We start from the raw sequence: 18,692 nt of genomic DNA on the forward strand, positions 1-18,692 counted from the left end.
CCCGTGGAGGCCGGGTCTAACCGTACGGCGCTGGACCAGCAGCACCATTGACGGATGACCAGGTAAAGCAGGGGGTTCGGGGGGCGCATGCACATTTCTTTCCTGATACACAACGCGTACGGGATCGGGGGAACGATCCGCACGACGTACAACCTGGCGAACACCCTGGCCGAACAGCACGACGTGGAGATCGTCTCCGTCTTCCGCCACCGTGACGAGCCGGTGTTCGACGTCGATCCGCGGGTGCGGCTGCGCGGGCTCGTCGACATCCGGGAGGGCGGCGCCGACAAGGGCCACGCCGACCTGGACCGCCCCGCCAAGGCCTTCCCGCGCGCCGAGGGCCGCTACGGGCAGTACAGCGTCATGACCGACCGGCGCATCGCCGAGCACCTCGCCTCGGTCGACGCCGACGTCCTGGTCGGCACCCGGCCCGGACTGAACGTGCACATGGCGAAGCAGGCCCGCCGCGGCCCGATCCGCGTCGGCCAGGAACACCTCACGCTCGACAGTCACTCACCGGCCCTGCGCGCCACCCTGCGCGGTGTCTACCCGAGGCTCGACGCCCTCACCACGACCACCGAGGCCGACGCGCGCGCCTACGGCTCGAAGATGCGGCTGCCCGGCGTCCGCGTCCAGGCCGTGCCCAACCCGGTGCCCGCACCCGGCATCGACCCGGCGGACGGCACCGGCAAGTGGGTCGTCGCCGCCGGACGGCTCGCCCCGGTCAAGCGGTACGACCTGCTGATCAAGGCCTTCGACAAGGTGCGCGTGGAGCGGCCCGACTGGCGCCTCAGGATCTACGGCGGCGGCAAGCAGAAGGACAAACTACGCGCCCTCGTCGACAAGTTGGGCCTCTACAACCACGTCTACCTGATGGGTCCCGCCAACCCCATCGAGCCCGAGTGGGCCAAGGGCTCCGTCGCCGCCGTCACCTCCAGCCTGGAGTCGTTCGGCATGACGATCGTCGAGGCCATGCGCTGCGGGCTCCCGGTGGTCTCCACCAACTGCCCGCACGGCCCCGGCGAGATCATCGACGACGGTGTCGACGGCCGCCTGGTCAAGGTCGGCAGCGTCAAGGCCATCGCCGACGGTCTCCTGGAGCTCATCAACGACGACGACCGGCGTCAGCAGATGGCGCACGCCGCGCTCAAGGACTCCGAGCGCTTCGACCCGTCCCGTATCGCCGAGCGCTACGAGACGCTCTTCGGCGACCTCGTCGCCCGCGGCGGCGCCTCCTCGGTGGGCCGGATGCGCGGCTCACTGCACCGCACCCGTGGCGCTCTGCTCGGTGGGGCGTACGCCGTTCGGGATGCCGGACGTGCCGCCCTCAAGAAGGGGCGCACCGCATGATGACGCTGGCTCCGCAGCCGCCCACGCACAGCGACGACCAGGAGGACAGGGCCACGACCCGCCGCACCGACTGCGTGGCCGACTTCGCGGGCGGCCTGACCTTCGAGGTCCCCGACCACACTGCGTCCGGCCCCGCCCAGCTGCTCCTCGTCCGCCGCGACGACGACCAGCGGGTACGGCTGCCCCTCACCCCGGCCGGCGACGGCCGCCTGAGGGCCGCGCTGCCGAGCAGCGTGGACGTCCCCGAGGGCTTCTGGGACGTCTACCTGGAGGCGGCCGAGGGCGAGCCCCGGCGCCTGGCCCCGGGCGTCAACGACCTGCGCTCCCTCGTCGACCGCGCACCGGCCGCCTCGGCGGAGGGGATCGTCGTCCGCATCCCGTACGGCACCAAGCACGGCAACCTCAGCATCCGCAGCTGGGAGCGCTCCCCGCACGCCGAGGCCGGCGCACTGCACGTCGGCGACGGACGTCTGGAGGTGACCGCCCGGCTGTACGGCACCGAGGCCACGGCCGACGGGTACGCCGAGCTCACCGACCAGAACGGCGTGCTGGCCGCCGTACGGACCGACCTCACCGCGCACGACGACCGGGGCGAGGTCCGCTTCACCGTGACCTACGGCGACCTGCGCCCCGGCCACTGGGACCTGTGGCTGCGGCCCCGGGGCGGGGACGGCCCGAAGGTGCGCGTCGCACGGCTGCTCGACGACGTCGTCGACAAGCACCCGGTCTTCGTCTACCCCAGGACCCGAGCCGAGTCGGCGCACGGCCCGGTGGAGGGCGAGCCGTACTACACGGCCCACAACGACCTCTCCGTGACGGTCGTCGCCGCCCCGTGAAACCCGCCGGCGGTCGAGGACACTCCCTGTCCTCGACCGCCGGCAGACTCGCCCCCATGTTGGAGACATCGGCACGGCTCCTGCGGCTGCTCTCGCTGCTGCAGGCCCACCGCGAATGGTCCGGCCCGGAACTCGCCGACCGGCTCGGCGTCACCGCGCGCACGGTCCGCAGGGACGTCGACCGGCTGCGCGAACTGGGCTACCCGGTCAACGCCAGCCCCGGCACCGGCGGCGGCTACCAGCTCGGCGCCGGCGCCGAACTGCCGCCGCTGCTCCTCGACGACGAGGAGGCGGTCGCGGTGGTCGTCGGGCTGCGCTCGGCCGCCGGCCAGGGCATCGACGGCATCGGCGAGTCCTCCGTACGCGCCCTCGCCAAGCTCGAACAGGTGCTGCCGAGCCGGCTGCGCCGCAGGGTGGGCGCCCTGAACGCCTTCACCGTCCCGCTGATGCGCGGCCCGCAGCTCTCCGCCGTCGACCCGGCGGTCCTCACCGAGCTCGCGAACGCCTGCCGGGACGCCGAGCGGCTGCGGTTCGAGTACCGCGACCACGGGGGCACCGCCACCCGCCGGACCGTCGAGCCGCACCGTCTGGTGTGCACCGAGCGCCGCTGGTACCTGGTCGCCTGGGACGTCGACCGCGCCGACTGGCGCACCTTCCGCGTCGACCGCGTCACGCCCAAGCCGCCCCACGGGCCGCGCTTCCCGCCCCGCGAGCCACCGGCCGAGGACCTCGCCGCGTACGTCTCCAAGGGCGTCTCCCGGGGCGCGTACGCCTCGCAGGCCGTCGTACGGCTGCTCGTGCCCCTCCACGAGGCCGCCGAGCGGATCTCGCCCTCGGCGGGCACCCTGGAGCCCTACGACGAGCACAGCTGTCTGCTGCGCACCGGTGCCCCGAGCCTCGACGTGATGGCCATCCACGTGATGATGACCGGCGTCGACTTCGAGGTCGTCGAACCGGAGGGGCTGACCGAGACCGTCAGGACCCTTCGGGACCGCCTGTCGGCCGCTCTTGACCGAACCGGGGGTGCGGTGTCCGCTCCTGGCCCCTCCGGGTCTGCGGCGGGGTGAGCGCCGCGAACCTCGGATGGTGCAGGTCGAACGCCGGGGACTCGGAACGCACCCGGGGCAGCGTCACGAAGTTGTGGCGCGGTGGCGGACACGAGGTCGCCCACTCCAGCGACCGGCCGTAGCCCCACGGGTCGTCCACGTCGACCTTCACGCCGTACCGGGAGGTCTTCCAGACGTTGTAGAGGAACGGCAGCGTGGACAGGCCCAGCAGGAAGGAGCCGATCGTCGAGACCGTGTTGAGGGCCGTGAACCCGTCGGCGGCCAGATAGTCCGCGTACCGCCGGGGCATGCCCTCGGCGCCCAGCCAGTGCTGCACCAGGAACGTGGTGTGGAACCCGACGAAGAGCGTCCAGAACTGGATCTTGCCGAGCCGTTCGTCCAGCAGCTTCCCGGTGAACTTCGGCCACCAGAAGGAGAACCCCGCGAAGGTGGCGAAGACGACCGTGCCGAAGACGACGTAGTGGAAGTGCGCGACCACGAAGTACGAGTCGGTGACGTGGAAGTCCATGGGCGGCGAGGCCAGGATGACCCCGGTCAGCCCGCCGAGGAGGAACGACACCAGGAAGCCGGTCGCCCACAGCATCGGTGTCTCGAAGGACAGCGAGCCCTTCAGCATCGTCCCCGTCCAGTTGAAGAACTTCACCCCCGTCGGCACGGCGATCAGGAAGCTCATGAACGAGAAGAACGGCAGCAGCACCGCGCCCGTGGCGAACATGTGGTGCGCCCACACCACCACCGACAGCCCTGTGATCGCCATGGTCGCCCCGACCAGCGTCAGATAGCCGAAGATCGGCTTGCGGCTGAAGACCGGGATGATCTCCGTGATGATCCCGAAGAAGGGCAGGGCGATGATGTAGACCTCGGGATGCCCGAAGAACCAGAAGAGGTGCTGCCACAGCAGCGCGCCGCCGTTGGCCGCGTCGAAGACCTGCGAGCCGAACCGCCGGTCCGCCTCCAGGACCAGCAACGCGGCGGCGAGCACCGGGAACGCCATCAGGATCAGGATCGAGGTGAACAGCGTGTTCCAGGTGAAGATCGGCATCCGGAACATCGTCATCCCGGGGGCACGCATCCCGATGATCGTGGTCAGGAAGTTCACCGCGCCGAGGATCGTCCCGAACCCGGACAGCGCCAGCCCCATGATCCACATGTCGGCCCCGATCCCCGGCGACCGTTCCGCGTTGTTCAGCGGCGCGTAGGCGAACCACCCGAAGTCGGCGGGCCCCGTGGGCACCAGCAGCGAGCCCAGCACGATCAGTCCGCCGAACAGGAACAGCCAGTACGACAGCATGTTCAGCCGGGGGAAGGCGACGTCGGGCGCGCCGATCTGGAGCGGCATGATCTCGTTGGCGAACCCGGCGAAGGTCGGGGTCGCGAAGAGCAGCAGCATGATCGTGCCGTGCAGGGTGAACAACTGGTTGAACTGCTCGTTGTCCACGATCTGGGTGCCCGGCCGGGCCAGCTCGGCACGCATCACCAACGCCATCAGACCGGCCGCCAGGAAGAACAGGAAGGACGTCACCAGGTAGAGGTGGCCGATCTTCTTGTGGTCGGTCGTGGTCAGCCAGTCGACCACCAGCCGCCCCGGCGTCTTCGCCCCCGCGGGTCGCGCCGGCGCCTGTACGGTCTCGGTCCCCATCGCTCGCCCCTTCGCTGCCGCGTCCTGGGCCCGTGATGCACGCACGCCATGATGCTCGTGCCCCGGTCGCTCCGACAGGGGGCGTACGGCGGAAGTGTGTGGGAACCGTGTATTTCCCATGAGGTGGGAGCTTCCGGGAGCCGTCCGGGAATCGGTGGGAAAAGGCTGGACATGCACCGGACACACACGGCCCCGGACATGCTTTCCGACGGGCTATTCGCGATGGTGTCGAAGCGCCCGGGAATTACGTTCGGCAGCACGCGGTAGGCGTAAGGAACCGCTCGTACGTGTGACTGCGTTGGGCCGAAACGGGTGTCGTGGTTCTGTGACAGAAGCGTGACTGCGGGGGGACAGCGGGGCCCCGGGCCGCCTACCGTGGCGGTCATGGCACCCTTTCCCACCCCTTCCGAAGAGCCCCGGGACGACCCCGACGCCTACGTCGGTCTGGAGGCGTCGCAGGCCGAGCGCCGCGCCGCCGACCGCGGCTGGTCCACGGTCAGAAAGCTGCCGCCGGGCGCGATCATCACCATGGAGTACCGCTTCGGCCGACTGAACCTGGAGGTCGAGGAGGGCCGGGTGAAGCGAGCCTGGAAGGGCTGAACCCGAGCGTCAGGTCGAGGACGGGCGAAGGCCCGGCTCCCTTCGGAGTCGGGCCTTCGCCGTGCGGGGCATGGGCTGTGCGTACCGGGCCCCGCTGTCTCGTGTCAGCCGCCCGCGACCGGTCGGGCCGAGGTCGCGTTATGGCCCACCCGGTCCGCGTGGGGCGGCCGCCGGGTGCCGAGCGGGGTCACCGGGGTCCGCTCCGACCTGGTCAGATGCGGGCCGGGGGCCAGATGCAGCGGCACGATCGGGGATGGGCGGCACGGGCCGCGATGCCGGTCTCCCGGGCGCTCGCCTCCTCGGCGGTGGCCCGCAGCGGGCCGGGCCCACGGCGGGCGTCGGCGCGGACACCGGGCGGGTGCCGGGCGGGTGTCGCACGACGGTCGCGCCAGGCGTCCCGCAGCGAGAAGAGCCACACCTCGGCGCGGGCGATCAGCGGCTCGAACCAGGGCAGCGCCAGCATGATCAGCAGGCCGGCGGCCCAGCCCAGCAGGACGTCGCTCAACCAGTGCGTACCGAGGTAGACGGTGGTGAGACCGACACCGAGCGAGATCACGGCGGACAGCGCCGACAGCCAGCGCCTGGCTCTCGGAGTGGACGCCAGATAGGCCAGGATGCCCCAGGTCACCACGGCGTTGGCGGTGTGTCCCGAAGGAAATATGTCGCCGCCCAGCCACATCTCGTTGGAGCCGATCTCGGTGGCGTAGTGCGGGCCGAGCCGGCCCATGCCCAGCTTGGCGGCGCCGACGGTGATGTTGAGCAGCAGCAGCGAGACGCCGAGCGCGAGCATCGGCCGCAGGGTGTGCTGTCTCCAGGAGCGCCAGCCCAGCCAGGCGGCGACCATCACGGCGGTGGGGCCGCGCTGGCCCAGGACGACGTAGTAGTCCAGGAAGGCATGGATCTGCTGCCACTGCTGGTACGGCCGGAAGAACATGATCTGCCAGTCGAGCCGGACCAGCCAGGAGGTGATGACGACGGCCCACACGATGGCGACGTAGAAGGCCAGGGTGGAGGCGAACAGCACCACCCGGTGGCGGGTCATCACCGGTACATCGATGTGGGCCGGTCGTTCCGGCTCACGGTCCAGCCTGGAGAAGACCCGGTCCAGACGGGTCGGCTTTAGTTCGGTACGCACTCAATCGACGTTACAGCGAGTGAGCTCCGACGCGGCGTGAATCACTGGCTTTGTGATGACGCCGTGATGTGGGATTCCTCTCAGAATGATGTTTATTTCTGCTTAATGACGAACCGTTGCGCCACTCGGCCTTCAATTCCATGGCCCAATACTGAGCAGTCGTTTTGCGGCGCTTTTGAATTCGTTCACCGATTGCTTGCACGGAATTACCCGGCCGCTCGCCGTCCGTCACGGCGGACCGGAGCCATTCAGCCAGAACGCCCCGTAGACGGCCGACACCGCCGCGACGCCCCCGAGGATCGCCGCTGACCTGGGGGTACGCGCGTCGGCGAGAGCGCGCGCGAGAGGCAGCAGCAGGGGGAAGGCCGGCATCAGCAGCCGGGGCTTCGAGCCGAAGTAGCTCGACGCGCACAGGGCCAGGGCGGTGACGACCCCCGCGTAGACCAGCAACGGGAGCGGCTGCCGCTGACGTACACAGACCGCGTACAGCCAAATGATCAACGCCACTCCGATGATCAGCCCGACCCCCGCCAGGGCCGATGGGAACGACGTGAACTTGTCGGCGACGAAACGGGCGAAGGCGTAGCCGCCGTCGAAGCCGTTGCGCCACCCCGCCTGCACGTCGAGGTAGCCGAGCGGGCCCCCGCCCGTGCGGCGGCCGACCCAGAGGACGTACCCGAGGGCACCCAGAGGCGCGAGGAGCATCGCGAGAGCGCGCACCCCCGGACGGGCGCCTCCCGATGATTCAGCACTCCGGTTTCGTACGAACGGGGGAGTGGGGCCGGGGTCCCCGGTGCGCGGGAGGGTGCGTCGGCGCTCTCCCGCGTACGACGCGATCGCCGCCGCCCACACCGCCGCCACCACCGCGAGCCCCACCGGGCGGGTCAGCCCGGCGAGCGCCGCGAGGACGCCCGCCGTCACCCAGCGGCCGGTGAGGACGGCGTACAGCGACCATGCGGCCAGCGCGGTGAACAGGGACTCCGTGTACGCCATCGACTGCACGACGCCGACCGGCAGCACCGCCCACAGCAGCACCGCGCACACGCCGACCCGGCGCCCGTACACCCGGTCCGCGACCGCAAAGATCCCCCAGGCCGCGGCGAGCGAGGCGAGGGTGCCGACGGCGAGACCGGCGTGGGCGTACGACAGCGGGGTCACCGCGGACACCGCCCGCTCCAGCCAGGGCAGCAGCGGGAAGAAGGCCAGGTTCGAGTGGACGTCGCCGTTCGGCAGCCGCACCTCGTAGCCGTAACCGAGCTCGGCGACGCGGGTGTACCAGAGCGAGTCCCAGCGGGCCGACAGCAGCGTCAGGGCGCTCTTGTCGCGTGCCGCGCTCCAGACGGCGAGGACGACGAGGCCCAGGGCGCGCACGGCCGCGTACCCGAGAAGCGCGGGGGCGGCCCGCCTCAGGAGGGGCGCCGCCGGGCGCGTGGCTAGATCGGTCACGCGCTCGATTATCGAGGGCGCCAGGAACCGGCCGGGACGCCGTCACGTGGTGATCCGTGATGGACCGTGACCGAGGGACCACGGACGAGTGATGAAGGAGCCATGGAGGACCCGTGGACGGCCCGGGGCGTGGCGTATGCCACACGTCACATCAGGGTTCCATGAGACACCCACCACGTTCCACCGGCGGGAACTCGCGTACGCTGACGGCTCGCTCGCCTTTCGTTGCGCGGGCCCGGGACCCCGCTCCGCCCGGGCCGTGACCACCGGGGAGTCCCCGCCCCGCTGGTTCCGCCGAACGCGAGAGCATCTGGGAGGTACGTACATGTCCGGGACGCCCACGGCCGGTTCGCGACGCCGTCGGGACACCGGGGCCGGTGCAAACCGCTGGGTCGTCCTCGTCGTCCTCTGCGTCAGCCTGCTGCTCGTCGCCGTCGACGCCACCGTGCTGCACGTGGCGGTGCCCGCCGTCACCGAGGACATCAAGCCGAGCGCCATGGAGCTGCTCTGGATCGTCGATGTCTACCCGCTGGTCTGCGCCTCGCTGCTGATCCTCTTCGGCACGCTCGGCGACCGGGTCGGCCGCAGACGGATCCTGCTCCTCGGCTACGCCCTCTTCGGCGTCGCCTCCGCCTTTGCCGCCTTCGCGGAGACCCCGCAGGTGCTGATCGCGGCCCGCGCCCTGCTGGGCGTCGGCGGCGCGATGATCATGCCCGCGACGCTGTCGATCCTGCGGCAGGTCTTCCCCGACCGCCGCGAACGGGCGCTCGCGATCGGCGTCTGGAGCGCGGTCGCCGCCGTGGGCGCGGCCGTCGGACCCCTTCTCGGCGGCTTCCTGCTGGAGCACTTCCGGTGGGGTTCGGTCTTCCTCGTCAACATCCCGCTGATGCTGGTCAGTCTGCCGATCGGACGGCTGCTGCTGCCCGAGTCGACGGGGGACCGCGACGGCCCCTGGGACGTGATCGGCGCCCTGATGGCCGCGCTCGGGCTCTTCGGCGTCGTCCTCGGCGTCAAGCGGCTCGGCGGCGGCCATCCGCCGTTCGACCCGGGCACCGCCCTCGCCCTCCTCGGCGGCGCCGCGCTGCTGATCGCGTTCGTCCGGCGGCAGCGGCGCCGGAAGCATCCGTTGGTCGACCTGCGGATGTTCGCGCGGCCCGCGTTCAGCACCTCCGTCGGCTGCATCGTCCTCGCCATGCTCGCGCTGGTGGGACTCGAACTGATCGCCGCGCAGTATCTGCAGCTGGTCCTCGGCCTGTCCCCGCTGGAGACGGGGCTGCGCCTGCTGCCGCTGACCGTCGCCGCGATGGCCGCGGGGCTCGTCGGCTCCCACATGCTGCACCGCTTCGGACCCCGCCGCATGGTGTCCCTCGGCTTCTGCCTCACCGCCTTCGCGGTCGTCCTGCTGACCGCGATGGGACGCCACGACAACGCGGGGCTGCTGCTCGCCGGGTTCGTGCTGCTGGGCTTCGGCCTGGAGACGACCCTGTTCGGGGCGTACGAGTCGATGCTGAGCGAGGCGCCCGCGTCCTCGGCGGGCGGGGCGGCGGCGATCGGTGAGACCTCCTACCAACTGGGCGCCGGCATCGGGATCGCACTCCTCGGCAGTGTGATGAACGCGGCGTACGCGCCTGGACTGTCGTCCGTGCCGGGGGTGCCCAGCTCGGCCTCCCACGCCGCCAGGCACTCGCTGGGCGAGGCGTACGAGGTCGCCGACCGGCTGGGCGGGCCCTCGGGTGAGGCCCTGCGGCACGCCGCCCGCGACTCCTTCGTCCACGGGCTGCACGTGACACTGCTGGTGAGCGCGGCGCTGCTCGTCCTCGGCGCGGTGATGGCCCTGCGGCTGCCCCGGGGCATGGAGTGCGGGAACTCCGCGGAGGTGCCGGGGCAGCGGGAGGCGAAGCCGGCTGCGCCTGTGCGTGCGGAGTCGATGCGCTGAGTCGCGTCCGGCACCCTCTGCCGGTGCTGGGTGGGCCGCGCATGCGGACGGGTACGGTGGTTAGCGTCGCTAGTTTTTGAGCCGGAGGTGCACCCATGAGCTTCGACCCCGCCGATCTCCTCGGCCTCGACGATCTGCTCGACCCCGAGGATCTCGCCGTGCGGGACACCGTGCGCAGCTGGGCAGGGAACCGGGTGCTGCCGTACGTGGCCGAATGGTACGAGCGGGGGGAACTGCCCGAGATCCGGGAGCTGGCGCGGGAGTTGGGGGCGATCGGCGCCCTCGGGATGTCGCTGGAGGGCTACGGCTGCGCGGGGGCGAGCGCCGTGCAGTACGGGCTCGCCTGTCTGGAGCTGGAGGCCGCGGACTCGGGGATCCGGTCGCTCGTCTCCGTGCAGGGGTCGCTCGCGATGTACGCGATCCACCGGTTCGGCAGCGAGGAGCAGAAGCGGACCTGGCTGCCGCGCATGGCCTCCGGCGAGGTCATCGGCTGCTTCGGGCTGACCGAGCCCGACCACGGCTCCGATCCGGCGTCGATGCGTACGTACGCCAAGCGGGACGGCTCCGACTGGGTCCTCGACGGGCGGAAGATGTGGATCACCAACGGGTCCGTCGCCGGGGTCGCCGTGGTGTGGGCGCGGACCGAGGAGGGTGTGCGGGGTTTCGTCGTGCCCACCGACACGGCCGGGTTCTCCGCGCCGGAGATCAAGCACAAGTGGTCCTTGCGCGCGTCGGTCACCAGTGAACTCGTCCTGGACGGCGTGCGGTTGCCCGCCGATGCCGTGCTGCCGGAGGTGACGGGGCTGAAAGGCCCGCTGAGTTGTCTCTCGCACGCCCGCTACGGAATCGTGTGGGGCTCGATGGGCGCCGCGCGAACCTGTTTCGAGGCGGCCGTCGAATACGCGAAGACGCGGGAGCAGTTCGGGAAACCGATCGGGGCGTTCCAGCTCACCCAGGCCAAACTCGCCGACATGGCGGTCGAGTTGCACAAGGGGATTCTGCTCGCCCACCACCTGGGGCGGCGGATGGACGCGGGACGGCTCCGTCCCGAACAGATCAGCTTCGGCAAGTTGAACAACGTACGCGAGGCGATCGAGATCTGCCGTACCGCCCGGACGATTCTCGGCGCGAACGGGATCTCCCTGGAGTACCCGATCATGCGGCACGCGACGAATCTCGAGTCCGTGCTCACCTATGAGGGCACCGTCGAGATGCACCAACTGGTGCTGGGCAAGGCGCTCACCGGACTCGACGCCTTCCGGTGAGCCGCGTCGGGTGACCCGGGCACCGCAAGGACGGGCCGGCGAGCGGCCCTGCCTCAGCTCTGGTTGAAGAAGCCGTCCACCGGACGGCTCGCGACCTCGCCGCTGACGATCTCCGTGTCGGCGGGGGTCAGCAGGAACACACGGTTCGACACGCGCTCGATCGACCCGCGCAGACCGAAGATCAGACCGGCCGCGAAGTCGACGACACGCTTGGCGTCGGCGGGCTCCATGTTCGTGAGGTTCATGATGACGGGGACGCCGTCCCGGAAGAGCTCGCCGATGTGCCGGGCGTCACGGAAGCTGTCCGGCGTGACCGTACCGATCCGGCGGCCGTGCTCCTGCGCGGACTCGGACGCGACCTTGACACGAGGGTCGGTGACCCAGGCCTCGCCGGAACCGGACTCCCGCTCATCGGCGTAGTCGTCGTCGTAGTAACGCTCGTCATCGTTGTCGTCGACGAGGCCAAGCCAGGCACTCGCCTTGCGCACCGATCCCATGGACGCCTCCTCTCGCAGCGGTCTTTCGTGCTTTCCGCATCCCTATCGTCGTCCATGATGCGGATGTCTCGCCAAGTGGATAGACGCCGCACGGGGGTTTCGTGACGGTACTGGTGCAGAACGAATTCGTCGAGAGTCCATGTGCCCCAAGGGCTCTGCTGTACACACCTGCTGACAGGGAGTGAAATAATATTGTTCGCGGCGTTTGGGTGAGTCCTGCTGCGTCCGGGTGAACGTTCCGGCGGCTACGATGCGGCGACGCCGACGGGTGTGCGAAGGCGCCGGGAGACACGGGGGAGTGTCGTGTTCGGAATCGTGAGGCCCTGTAGCCATCGGCTGGGCGAGGGGCTGCGGACGCAATGGATGGCGCATCTGTGCGGGCTCTGCCTCGCACTGCGCGGCGATCATGGACAGTTCGCTCGGATCGTCACCAATTATGACGGTTTGCTGGTCTCGGTTCTGACGGAGGCTCAGGCCGAGCGCACCACCGACCGGCGGCGCACCGCCGGACCCTGCCCGCTGCGCGGGATGCGCACCGCCTCCGTGGCGCGGGGTGAGGGCGCGCGGCTCGCCGCCGCCGTCTCGCTGGTGCTCGCCTCGGCCAAGGTCCGTGACCATGTCGCCGATGGGGATGGACTGCTCGCGCGCAAGCCGGTGGCGCACGCCGCGCGCCGGATCGCGACCAACTGGGGGCGCGCGGGGGCGCGTACGGGAGCGGACATCGGGTTCGACACGGCGGTGCTGGTCGACTCCGTGGACCGGCAGCTCGGGATCGAGGCGCTCGTCGGCCCCGGCACCCCGCTGCTGACGGTCACCGAACCGACCGAGACGGCGACCGCGGCGGCGTTCGCGCACACCGCGATCCTGGCCGGACGGCCGGGCAACGCCGAACCGCTCGCCGAGGCCGGACGCCTCTTCGGGCGGCTCGCCCATCTGCTGGACGCGGTGGAGGACCGGGCCGCCGACGCCGCCGCCGGCGCGTGGAACCCGCTGACCGCCACCGGCACCTCCCTCACCGAGGCCCGAAGGCTCGCCGACGACGCCCTGCACGGCATCCGCCTCGCCCTGCGCGAGGCCGAGTTCGTCGACGGCAAGCTCACCCATCTGCTCCTGGTGCACGAGCTGCGCAGGTCGGTGGACCGCGCGTTCGGGGCCGTGCCGACGTGCTCCGCGCATCGGCCGGGCGGGGCGCACCAGCAGGGGGCGGTGCCGGGCAATCCGTACGCGGGGAGCGGCGGACACCCGTATGCCGGCGGTGGGGAATCCGTTCGGTGGCGGCGGCGCGGGCCACGGTGAGGGCGGGCGCGGGGCCTCGGTGGTGGACCGGTGCCGCAGCCGCCGCGGCGGCGGGGCTTCTGGGCGGGGTGCGGGATGTTCACACTGCTGTGCTGCACCTGCCAGATGTGTTGTGCGAAGGAGTACGAGGGTCCCTGGTCCCGGAAGAAGCGCGATGGCATCTGCCGGGACTGCGACTGCTGTGACGCGTGCGAGTGCTGTGGCTGTGATTGCTGAGAGGGCAGCCGCGCGGGACCGGGAAAGAGGGGAACGCGTGGATCTCGGTGGCGGGGGACACGCGGCCGAGCCGGGCCACGGCGGGAGGGCCGCGCCGGACCACGGACGGTCCGCTGTACCGGGGCGGCCCCGTCGCCCTCGCCGAGCTCATCGCCGACTGGCACCGGGCCGGGGCCACGGACGGCTTCCCTCTCGTGCCCGTCGAGCCGCGCCGTGACCTGGAGCGACTCGTCAACGGGACGGTGGCGCTGCTCCAGCACCGTGGACTGTTCCACACCTTCTACCCGGGCGGCACGCTGCGCGAGCACCTGGGCCTCGCCCGGCCCGCCCACGCGATCACCCGGGCCTCGCCCGGCCCGCCCACCGGCACGTCGTGACAGGGGGACGGTCATGACGGACGGCCGGCGTACGCGGCTCGCCAAATGGGTCCGTGATCAGGGGGGCTTGCAGGTCATGGATCGGAGGCCGGTCCCCTCCCGCGGCATTCGGGCAGCCGCGCGCCCGTGTGTCCGGGCGGTCCGGCGGGGGCGATCCGCCGTCCCGGAACCCCGGGTGGCGGAACCGAACGGCTGAACGGCCCAACCCATCAGTTCCGGACACCCCCGGGCGGTGGACCCGGGTACTCCGACCGGGCGCCTCGGGCGGTGGCCTCCACCGCGGCCGACGATAGTGGTGATCAACGCTTCCGGGCCCTGCGGCCTGCTCCGACGACCCGTCAGCCGATCCCTCCGGGAGCCGACAAGGATTCACACAGAACCCGCACATATGGCCTGGTGGGATCAACTGGCATGGAGGGCGCGCCGGTTGGGTTCCGAGAGGCCGAAAGGCACCCTTGCGTGGGTCGGCGGTACGGCCGAATACTTCCCCCCAGCGCCTTGTCAGGGGCACGGCGTGTCCGGAATCCGGACCGATGCCCCTGATCTGCGCCTCACGGGCCCCGACCCCACGCGGGCCCCCGACTTCCCTTTGGAGGGAACGAACAGTGAGGATCAAGCGCACGACCCCCCGCAGCGGCATAGCGAGACGGACCCGGCTGATCGCCGTGACCGCCGGACTCGCGGCCGCAGCCGCCGTCACGGTCCCCACCGCCAACGCGGCAGGCACCCAGACGTTCAGCGCCTCCGAGCTCAAGAGCGCCAGCTCATCGGTGCTCAAGGCCGATGTCCCGGGCACCGCCTGGGCGATCGACCCGGCGACGGACAGGCTCGTCGTCACCATCGACAGCACCGTCTCCCAGGGCGAGCTCGCGAAGATCAAGAAGGCGGCGGGCGAGAACGCCGACGCCCTGACGATCAAGCGGACCCCGGGCAAGTTCAACAAGTTGATCAAGGGCGGCGACGCCATCTATGCGAGTAGCTGGCGCTGCTCCCTGGGCTTCAACGTCCGCAGCGGGAGCACGTACTACTTCGTGACCGCCGGTCACTGCACGGACGGCGCGGGCACCTGGTACTCCAACTCCGGCCGCACCACGGTCCTCGGCCCGACCGCCGGGTCGAGCTTCCCGGTCAACGACTACGGTCTCGTGCGCTACAGCAACACGTCCATCGCCAAGGACGGCACCGCGGGCAACGTGGACATCACCAGCGCGGCCACCCCGAGCGTGGGCACGAACGTCATTCGCACCGGCTCCACCACCGGTACCCACACCGGACGCGTGACCGCTCTCAACGCGACCGTGAACTACGGCGGCGGCGACATCGTCTACGGCATGATCCAGACCACGGTCTGTGCCGAGCCCGGCGACTCCGGCGGCCCGCTCTACGGCAGCAACGGTGTGGCGTACGGTCTGACCTCCGGCGGCAGCGGCAACTGCAGGTCCGGCGGCACGACCTTCTACCAGCCGGTCACCGAGGCCCTGAGCGCGTACGGCGTCTCGGTCTACTGAGCCGGTAGACCGGCGGATCGACAGGCTGAACGGGAGCCGGCGCTCTTCCCCCCGGCGCCGCCCCCACCCAGCCGCAGTCGGCAGCAGGCGAGCCCCCGCACACATGGTGTGCGGGGGCTCGCCCTCGTTCCGGCGGCGGGGTGGTCTTCCGGCTCGGCCGGCTGAGGCCGCAGGTGCGGGAGCCCGGCTTCACGATGATCGTGCCGTTCGTCGACCGGCTCCAGAAGGTCAACCTGCAGATCGTCACGATGCCCGTGCCCGCGCAGGAGGGCATCACCCGTGACAACGTCACCGTGCGGGTGGACGCCGTCGTGTACTTCAAGGTGACCTCGGCTGCGGACGCGATCGTGCGCGTGGAGGACTACCGGTTCGCCGTCTCCCAGATGGCGCAGACCTCGCTCAGGTCCATCATCGGCAAGAGCGAGCTGGACGATCTGCTCTCCAATAGGGAGAAGCTCAACCAGGGGCTGGAGCTGATGATCGACAGCCCGGCGGTCGAGTGGGGCGTCACCATCGACCGGGTCGAGATCAAGGACGTCTCGCTGCCCGAGACCATGAAGCGGTCCATGGCGCGGCAGGCCGAGGCCGACCGGGAACGGCGGGCGCGGGTCATCAACGCCGACGCGGAGTCGCAGGCGTCCAAGAAGCTGGCGGAGGCGGCCCAGCAGATGTCCGAGCAGCCTGCCGCGCTGCAACTGCGGCTGCTGCAGACGGTGGTGGCGGTGGCCACCGAGAAGAACTCCACGCTCGTCCTGCCGTTCCCGGTGGAGTTGCTGCGGTTCCTGGAGCGGGCGCAGGTGGCTCCGCCGGTGCAGGGGACGCCGACGGTTCAGGGGACGACGGGTGGGCCTGGGGTGTCGGAGCCGCCGGTCGTGCGTAGGTGTGGGCGGTTGGGGGCGGCTGCGGGCGGTGGGTTCTCGCGCAGTTCCCCGCGCCCCTGCTTTTCGTCGGCCCACGCGAGAAGCCCCATCCAGCCGTAGATGATTTTCAGCCAGGACTAGACCTCACCCGTTGTGGACGAGGTCGTTGCTTCGCGTGTTTGCAGTGCGAATTCCCGTGACCGGCAAGTGGGGCGTTACCGGACGGTAATGACATACGGGGCGTGCGCCCTCGGTGTGCGCTCGGCCTGAAGTCGACCTTGTGTGCTCCCTGTGCGCCTAGGAATAGTTGTCGCCGCACAGTTGGCATGGACGCGGCGTTTTTACCGTCTGCTGCCTCCTTGCCCGTACACCTTCCGGCCGAGCGGGGCCCCCACGCCCTTCTCGGTCAACCCCCCACAGGAGGACGCGAGTTGAAGCACCGACGCATACCCAGGCGCCGTGCCGTCGTGACAGGTGCGGGTATCACCGCGCTGGTCGCCGCGGGAGTGACCTTCCAGACTGCGAACGCGAGTGAGACCGCACCGACCCCCGAGCCGAAAGCGCTGTCCATCACGGCGGCCGGAAAGCTCGCCCTGACCCTCGACGCGGACCTCGGCGCCGACGCGGCCGGCACGTACTACGACGCGAAGAGCAAGCTCCTCGTCGTGAACGTGCTCGACGAGGCCGCCGCCGAGACCGTCGAGGCGGCAGGCGCCAAGGCCCGCATCGTGGAGAACTCCCTCGCCGAGCTGAAGAGCGCCCGGACGACCCTCAAGGCGGACGCCACCATCCCCGGTACCGCCTGGGTCACCGACCCGACCACCAACAAGGTCGTCGTCACCGCGGACCGCACCGTCTCCAAGGCCGAACTGGCGAGACTCACCAAGGTCGTCGACGGTCTCGGGGCCAAGGCGGAACTCAAGCGCACCAAGGGCGAGTACAAGCCCTTCGTCGCGGGCGGCGACGCCATCACCGGCGGCAGCGGCCGCTGCTCCCTCGGCTTCAACGTGGTCAAGGGCGGCGAGCCGTTCTTCCTGACGGCCGGTCACTGCACCGAGGGCATCTCCACCTGGTCGGCCGGCGGCCAGGTCATCGGCGAGAACGCGGACTCCAGTTTCCCGGGCGACGACTACGGCCTGGTGAAGTACACCGCCGAGGTCGACCACCCCAGCGAGGTCAACCTCTACAACGGCTCCACCCAGGCCATCTCCGGGGCCGCCGAGGCGACCGTGGGCATGAAGGTCACCCGCAGCGGCTCGACCACCCAGGTCCACGGCGGCACGGTCACCGGCCTCGACGCCACCGTGAACTACGGCAACGGCGACATCGTCAACGGCCTCGTCCAGACCGACGTCTGCGCCGAGCCCGGCGACAGCGGCGGCTCGCTCTTCTCGGGGGACAAGGCCATCGGCCTCACCTCCGGCGGCAGCGGCGACTGCACCTCGGGCGGCGAGACGTTCTTCCAGCCCGTCACCGAGGCGCTCTCGGCGACCGGCACGCAGATCGGCTGACAGTCGGTCAGTCGGTCAGCCGGTCAGCTGATCGGTCAACCGGCCGCCGGTTTCTTTTTCAGGGCCGCCATCACCACGGTGATGGCGGCCCCCGCCACTGCCCAGGCGGAGAGCACCAGCAGCGGGCCGGTGACGTCGTTGCTCTCGAAGTACGCGATCGAGCGGGCCACCCAGACGCCCGCTCCCGGCGGCAGCGCCGGGCCGATCGCCGCCCAGAACGGCGGGAGCAGCGGCGGCGGCAGCGCGCCGCCCGCGCTCGGGTTGCCCGCGACCACCACCAGCAGGACGGCCACGCCGATGCCGGCGATCCCGAAGACGCACTGGAGCGCCAGGGTGGCCGCGCCCACCGCGAAGACGACCAGCGCACCCAGCCCCCACAGCGCCGCCACGCTGCCCGGCAGGGCGCCCAGGACAGGGCCGGCGATGACCGCGCCGCCGAGTCCGCCGAGGACCGCGAACAGAGCGAGGGCGCCGAGGCGGATGACCCCGCGCCGGAGGTTGGTGGGCCGTGCCCCCGCGCTCATCGCCAGCGCCGACGCGCACAGATAGCCGCCCACGCACCAGCCGACGACCAGATAGAAGGACGTGAGCCCGCTTGCGTCCCCGAGGTCGACCGGGGCCACGTCCACCGTCCGCACCGTGCGACCCTCGGACCGCTCCAGCGCGGTGACCAGAGTGGTCAGCGCGTTGGCCAGGGTGCGCCCGCCGCCGGAGGCGACCAGCAGGGTGTCGGTGGTGCCGGCCGGGTCGATCAGTAAGGCGCCGTCGATCTCCCGGTCCAGGATCTGCTCCCGGGCCGCCGCCCGGTCGGCCACCGTACGCGGGTCCAGCGGCTCGCCCGGCAGGCCCTCCAGCCGGGCCACCGCCTGCTCGGCCGCCGCCCGTGGCGCGACCACACCGAACGGCACGTCCCTGAGCTTCGGGTGGTGCAGTGCCCCCACGTACGAGGCGATGAAGAGCAGCTGCAGGGCGAGCACCCCGACGACGAGCAGGGTGGCCCGTGGGGTGACCCCGTCCTTGAGCTCGTCGAGGAAGGACCTGGGGGCGGGGTCGGTGCCGGTGCCGGTGCCGGAGCCGGAGCCGGAGCCGTGGCCAGGGCCGGGTGCGGCCGTCTGTGTCATGTCCCCACGGTCGGAGCCGGGTGGCGTTTGCG

Annotated in this window: 15 protein-coding genes and 1 pseudogene; 11 read left to right on the forward strand and 5 right to left on the reverse strand. The window is 70.9% G+C overall.

The genetic code is table 11. From position 1 onward, the window contains the following. The first annotated feature begins 87 nt into the window (after positions 1 to 87). From E4N62_RS26730 to E4N62_RS26740, 3 genes are read left to right on the forward strand one after another with little or no spacing between them, the layout of a single operon-like run. Positions 88 to 1,350, forward strand: coding sequence for a glycosyltransferase family 4 protein (locus E4N62_RS26730; RefSeq protein ID WP_230218791.1), 1,263 nt, complete (start codon positions 88 to 90; stop codon positions 1,348 to 1,350). Then, positions 1,347 to 2,186 (forward strand): hypothetical protein, encoded by an 840-nt coding sequence (locus E4N62_RS26735; RefSeq protein ID WP_230218792.1) that lies wholly within the window; start codon positions 1,347 to 1,349, stop codon positions 2,184 to 2,186. Before E4N62_RS26730 ends, E4N62_RS26735 begins: the two co-directional genes overlap by 4 nt. Positions 2,187 to 2,242: 56 nt before the next feature. After that, positions 2,243 to 3,253, forward strand: a complete 1,011-nt coding sequence (locus E4N62_RS26740) for a YafY family protein (RefSeq protein ID WP_230218794.1) — start codon at positions 2,243 to 2,245, stop codon at positions 3,251 to 3,253. Here E4N62_RS26740 and ctaD read toward each other — a convergent pair. After that, positions 3,162 to 4,892, reverse strand: a complete 1,731-nt coding sequence (gene ctaD / locus E4N62_RS26745) for a cytochrome c oxidase subunit I (RefSeq protein WP_230218795.1) — start codon at positions 4,890 to 4,892, stop codon at positions 3,162 to 3,164. The genes E4N62_RS26740 and ctaD overlap by 92 nt on opposite strands. A 384-nt stretch (positions 4,893 to 5,276) precedes the next feature. Between ctaD and E4N62_RS26750 the strand changes: the two genes are divergently transcribed. Then, complete coding sequence (locus tag E4N62_RS26750) at positions 5,277 to 5,492, forward strand: I78 family peptidase inhibitor (protein ID WP_230218798.1); 216 nt, start codon at positions 5,277 to 5,279, stop codon at positions 5,490 to 5,492. A 211-nt stretch (positions 5,493 to 5,703) separates the two neighbouring features. Here the strand turns inward: E4N62_RS26750 and E4N62_RS26755 are convergent, their stop codons facing one another. Then, positions 5,704 to 6,627: a phosphatase PAP2 family protein gene (locus E4N62_RS26755; RefSeq protein WP_374117073.1), complete on the reverse strand. Its 924-nt coding sequence runs from the start codon at positions 6,625 to 6,627 to the stop codon at positions 5,704 to 5,706. Between the two features lie 228 nt (positions 6,628 to 6,855). Next, complete coding sequence (locus E4N62_RS26760; RefSeq protein ID WP_230218800.1) at positions 6,856 to 8,073, reverse strand: glycosyltransferase family 39 protein; 1,218 nt, start codon at positions 8,071 to 8,073, stop codon at positions 6,856 to 6,858. 325 nt (positions 8,074 to 8,398) lie between these two features. Between E4N62_RS26760 and E4N62_RS26765 the strand changes: the two genes are divergently transcribed. Together E4N62_RS26765 and E4N62_RS26770 are read left to right on the forward strand one after the other, a co-directional pair. After that, complete coding sequence (locus E4N62_RS26765) at positions 8,399 to 10,009, forward strand: MFS transporter (protein ID WP_230218802.1); 1,611 nt, start codon at positions 8,399 to 8,401, stop codon at positions 10,007 to 10,009. A 95-nt stretch (positions 10,010 to 10,104) separates the two neighbouring features. Next, positions 10,105 to 11,274, forward strand: a complete 1,170-nt coding sequence (locus tag E4N62_RS26770) for an acyl-CoA dehydrogenase family protein (RefSeq protein WP_230218804.1) — start codon at positions 10,105 to 10,107, stop codon at positions 11,272 to 11,274. A 53-nt stretch (positions 11,275 to 11,327) separates the two neighbouring features. Here E4N62_RS26770 and E4N62_RS26775 read toward each other — a convergent pair whose 3' ends face one another. Then, a complete protein-coding gene (locus E4N62_RS26775) occupies positions 11,328 to 11,771 on the reverse strand; it encodes a cell division protein SepF (RefSeq protein WP_184895921.1) in 444 nt (147 codons plus the stop codon). 315 nt (positions 11,772 to 12,086) lie between these two features. Between E4N62_RS26775 and E4N62_RS26780 the strand changes: the two are divergent. The 5 genes and pseudogenes from E4N62_RS26780 to E4N62_RS26800 all read left to right on the forward strand — a co-directional run bounded on the left by E4N62_RS26780 (position 12,087) and on the right by E4N62_RS26800 (position 17,539). Next, positions 12,087 to 13,283: pseudogene (locus E4N62_RS26780) on the forward strand (DUF5685 family protein). 47 nt (positions 13,284 to 13,330) lie between these two features. Next, a complete protein-coding gene (locus E4N62_RS26785; protein WP_374117074.1) occupies positions 13,331 to 13,660 on the forward strand; it encodes a hypothetical protein in 330 nt (109 codons plus the stop codon). A 605-nt stretch (positions 13,661 to 14,265) separates the two neighbouring features. Next, positions 14,266 to 15,168: a S1 family peptidase gene (locus tag E4N62_RS26790; protein WP_230218806.1), complete on the forward strand. Its 903-nt coding sequence runs from the start codon at positions 14,266 to 14,268 to the stop codon at positions 15,166 to 15,168. 140 nt (positions 15,169 to 15,308) lie between these two features. Continuing rightward, the gene (locus E4N62_RS26795; protein ID WP_230218807.1) at positions 15,309 to 16,148 is read left to right on the forward strand and encodes a slipin family protein; all 840 of its coding nucleotides are present in this window, start codon (positions 15,309 to 15,311) and stop codon (positions 16,146 to 16,148) included. A 347-nt stretch (positions 16,149 to 16,495) separates the two neighbouring features. Then, on the forward strand, positions 16,496 to 17,539 hold the full coding sequence (locus E4N62_RS26800) for a S1 family peptidase (RefSeq protein WP_230218808.1): 1,044 nt from the start codon (positions 16,496 to 16,498) through the stop codon (positions 17,537 to 17,539). Positions 17,540 to 17,574: 35 nt separating this feature from the next. Here E4N62_RS26800 and E4N62_RS26805 read toward each other — a convergent pair whose 3' ends face one another. Beyond that, positions 17,575 to 18,660, reverse strand: coding sequence for a DUF3533 domain-containing protein (locus E4N62_RS26805; protein WP_230218809.1), 1,086 nt, complete (start codon positions 18,658 to 18,660; stop codon positions 17,575 to 17,577). Between the last annotated feature and the right edge of the window lie 32 nt (positions 18,661 to 18,692).

Source organism: Streptomyces sp. MNU76 (genome assembly GCF_020982545.1).
Taxonomy (GTDB): Bacteria; Actinomycetota; Actinomycetes; order Streptomycetales; family Streptomycetaceae; genus Streptomyces.